The organism is Nocardiopsis sp. TNDT3 (assembly GCF_003427465.1).
Lineage (GTDB): Bacteria > Actinomycetota > Actinomycetes > Streptosporangiales > Streptosporangiaceae > Nocardiopsis > Nocardiopsis dassonvillei.
Genome location: NZ_QPFC01000258.1, coordinates 1 through 3,776 on the forward strand (window position 1 = coordinate 1; position 3,776 = coordinate 3,776).

Annotated in this window: 3 protein-coding genes; 1 reads left to right on the top strand and 2 read right to left on the bottom strand. The window is 72.5% G+C overall.

The window, feature by feature from the left end:
* Window positions 1-426: 426 nt before the first annotated feature.
* The gene (locus DQW06_RS07120; protein WP_041552742.1) at window positions 427-1,773 is read right to left on the bottom strand and encodes an FAD-dependent oxidoreductase; all 1,347 of its coding nucleotides are present in this window, start codon (window positions 1,771-1,773) and stop codon (window positions 427-429) included.
* A 380-nt stretch (window positions 1,774-2,153) separates the two neighbouring features.
* Window positions 2,154-2,852, bottom strand: a complete 699-nt coding sequence (locus DQW06_RS07125; protein ID WP_013153576.1) for a 1-acyl-sn-glycerol-3-phosphate acyltransferase — start codon at window positions 2,850-2,852, stop codon at window positions 2,154-2,156.
* 247 nt (window positions 2,853-3,099) lie between these two features.
* Between DQW06_RS07125 and DQW06_RS07130 the strand changes: the two genes are divergently transcribed.
* Entirely contained in the window at window positions 3,100-3,750 is a 651-nt protein-coding gene (locus DQW06_RS07130) for a cyclase family protein (RefSeq protein WP_071622256.1), read from the top strand.
* The last annotated feature ends 26 nt before the right edge of the window (window positions 3,751-3,776 follow it).

The following is a 3,776-nucleotide window of genomic DNA, read 5'->3' on the forward strand; positions in this document are numbered from 1 at the left end:
TTCGGGCGGCCCGGAGGAATCCGGCTGCCGGGGGACCGTTCGTCCACGCCTGACCGTCCTTCACTGGGTTGGCTGGAGAGACCACGATGCCCCGCTCCCACCTCGGTGGGAGCGGGGCACGAGAGTGAGGGTCGGCATGGCGGTCGCCTCTCGGCGCGGGGCACAACGGGGCTCCTGGCCGTACGGTCACCCACCCGGAGGCGGGGCCGGACGCGGTATTCCGCGAAGGCAATTGTTGAGGCCCGGGGGACACTTGCTACCACACCGACCAACAGTGACTCTAACCCATCGGGCCGGGCCGTTGTTCCGCCACCGCGAGAAGCGGCGCATGCGCAATCTCACGGTACTCGCGGACCGGGGGAGGGAATGCGGTGGCCGGTCCCGCAGAGGGGCGCGGGACCGGCCGGGAAGCCCGCGAACCGAAGGTCACCCCTGGCGCGCGATGCTGGTCTGCTCGTCACGGGAGAGGAGCTTGAGACGCTTGCGACCGCGCTCGGCGCCCAGCTCCTCCTCGCGGGCCTCGATCCGCTGCCAGCCCTCCCACGTGGTGTAGTGGACGCCGCGGGCCTCCAGCAGGGCGCGGAAGGCGACCGGGTCGGGCTCGGAGGCGGGGGTGAGGGCCTCGCGGTCGGCCACCAGGTTGGTGACCGTCTCCAGGGCGTCGCCCTTGGTGTGGCCGATGAGGCCCACGGGACCGCGCTTGATCCAGCCGGTGGCGTAGACGCCGTCCATCGGCTTCTCGTCCAGGTCCAGGACCCGGCCCTCGGCGTTGGGGACGACGCCGCGCTCCTCGTCGAAGGGCAGGTCGGCCAGGGGCGAGCCCAGGTAGCCGATGGCGCGGTAGACGGCCTGGACCTCGTGGTCGACGTACTCGCCGGTCCCCCGGACGCCGCCGTCGCCGGTCAGCTCCATGCGCTCGGTCCGGAAACCCGTGACGCGGTCCTCGCCGAGCACGGCCACCGGGCTGTGCAGGAAGTGCAGGTGCAGGCGGCGCTCGGCGCCGCGCGGGTCGCGGATCGCCCAGTTCTGCAGGACCTTGACGTTGGTCTTGACCTGGTTGGAGTCCTCGCAGGCCTGGAGGCTCCCCTCGTCCATGTCGAAGTCCTCGGGGTAGACGATGACCTCGACGCCGGGCTGCTTGTCCAGCTCGCGCAGCTCCATGGGGGTGGCCTTGCACTGGGCGATGCCGCGGCGGGCGAAGACGTGCACGTCGGTGATCTGCTTGGCGCGCAGCCCCTCGTACACGTTGTCGGTGATGTCGGTCTCCAGCAGGTCCTCGGCGCTCTTGGCGAGGATGCGGGCGACGTCGACGGCGACGTTGCCCGCGCCGATCACGGCGACGCTGGTGCCCTCCACGTGCCAGGACGGCGACACGTCGGGGTGGGAGTCGTACCAGAAGACGAAGTCGGCGGCGCCGTGGCTGCCGGGCAGGTCGATGCCCGGGATGTCCAGCGGCCGGTCGCGGTCGCTGCCCGTGGCGAAGACGACCGCGTCGTAGTGGTGGCGCAGGTCCTCCAACTTGAGGTCCACGCCGTACTCGACGTTGCCGTAGAAGGTGATCTCCGGCTTGTCCAGGATCTTGTGCAGCGCCCCCTGGATCTGCTTGATGCGGGGGTGGTCCGGGGCGACGCCGTAGCGGACCAGGCCGTAGGGGGAGGGCAGCTTGTCGAGGATGTCGATGCTGACGGACGTGCCGCACGCGGACAGGGTCTCGTCCTTGGTGAGCAGGTCCGCGGCGTAAATCCCCGCGGGGCCCGCACCCACGATTCCCACTCGCAGTGGTCGCGTCATCGCACAGCTCCAAGTCTTCGCGCCAGAGTCGGACGCCATCAAAAGGTAAGGCTTGCCTAATCTATCCGGTGCCGGCACCGGGAAAACCTACTATAAAGGTAGAGAATTCCGCTCCCCGTCCCGGGCCCGCGTGGCGGGCCCCGGGGGTCCCGCGGGCCGTCGGCCCGGGCGGAACCCGGTAGGACCAGGTCGGGAGGCTGCCGCCGGCGCCCTGAGAGGTCCCTCAACAAGAGGTCAACGCCCCGTCACCGGTTCTCCAGTTCCGAACGGGCTGTGAAGAAAGTCACCGCCCGCCGGAGCGGTCCCGCGTGCCGGGGGCCGCACCGGGGGGAGGGGGAGTCCGACTCCCCCGGAAACCGACCCTACGCGCCCGAGGGGCGTCCCCGCTCCAGTTCGGCCTTGACCGAGGCGGCGAACCGGGGCACCTGCTCCTGCCCGGACAGCTTGGCGATGGCGGCCATGATGGCGTCGGTGGCCTCGCGGCGCGGGCGCGCCCTGTCCGCCTGGCCCTCCCAGGGCGACAGGTCCACCGGTTCGCCGAAGCGCACACCCACCCGGTTCAGGGAGGGCACCCTGCGGCCGGGGGGCAGGATCCGCTCGGTGCCCGCCAGGGCCACCGGCACCACCGGGGCGCCCGTGGTCAGCGCCAGCCAGGCCAGCCCCGTCTGTCCGCGGTAGAGGCGGCCGTCGGGGGAGCGCGTCCCCTCGGGGAAGATCCCGAAGACCTCGCCGCGCTCCAGTACCCCGAGGCTGTTGTCCATGGCCTCCTGGGCGCTCTGGCCCGGGCGCCGGTCCACCGAGAGCTGGCCGATGGCCCGCAGCGCGCGGGTGAACAGCCGCCGGGGCAGGGTCCCCTCGTCGAAGAGCTCCTGCTTGGCGATGAAGCGCACCGGCCGGGGGCAGGCCACGCCGATGAAGAGCGGGTCGATCAGCGCCAGGTGGTTGACGGCCAGGATCACCGGACCGCGACGGGGGACGTGGTGCGCGCCCTCCACGCGCTGGGGCCACACGACACGGGTGGCGGGCGCGATGACGGTCTTGGCCGCTCCGTACAGGGTCACTCGGTCGCCTCTTCTCGGGGTGGGGTGGGGTGGGGTGGTCCGCGCGGGGGTGACGGACGTGCGGAGGGCTCCCGTGTCCGTGTCTCCCGAGCTTATCGGGGCCGCGGAGCGGAGGACGTGGACGGAGGGTGTGATCGGGGCCGGGCGCGGGTGCCGTGGCGCCGGTCACACGCGCTAGGCTATGGTCTAGACCTCTGGTGCAGGTCAGGGGTCCTTTCCCCGGACGCGCGAGCGAGGAAGAACAGCCATGCCGAAACTGGTCGACGTCAGCCACCAGATCACCGACGGGATGACCACCTCTCCGGGCCTGCCGGAACCCGTCGTCGAGGAGAGCACCGCCGTCGCGGGCTCCGTCCCCGGCCACGCCACCAGCAGCGGCCGCGTCACGATGGTCGGCGCCACCGGCACCTACGTGGAGACGCCCGCCCACCGCTACCGGGACGGCGCGGACCTGGCCGACCTGGACCTGGCCCGCGTGGCCGATCTGCCCGGCGTGGTCGTCTCCGTCGGCTCCGCCCGGGTCGGCCCGGAGGCCTTCTCCGGCCTGGACGTGCGCGGACGCGCCGTGCTGGTGCGCACCGGCTGGGACCGGCACTGGCGCACCGAGTCCTACGGCCACCCCGAACACCCCTACCTGACCGAGGCGGCGGCCAAGGCGCTCGTGGACGGCGGCGCCACCCTGGTGGGCATCGACGCGGTCGGCGTGGACGACCCCTCTCCCGCCGCCGAGGGCGCCCGCCCGGCGCTGGCCGTCCTGCTCGCCGCCGGCGTCCCCGTCGTCTCCCACCTGTGCCTGCTCGACCAGCTCCCCGAGGAGGGCTTCACCTTCTTCGCGGTGCCCGCCAAGATCCGCGGGATGGCCGCCTTCCCCGTGCGCGCCTTCGCCCTCGTGGACTGACCGGCCGCGCCCCCGGAGGCCGGGGG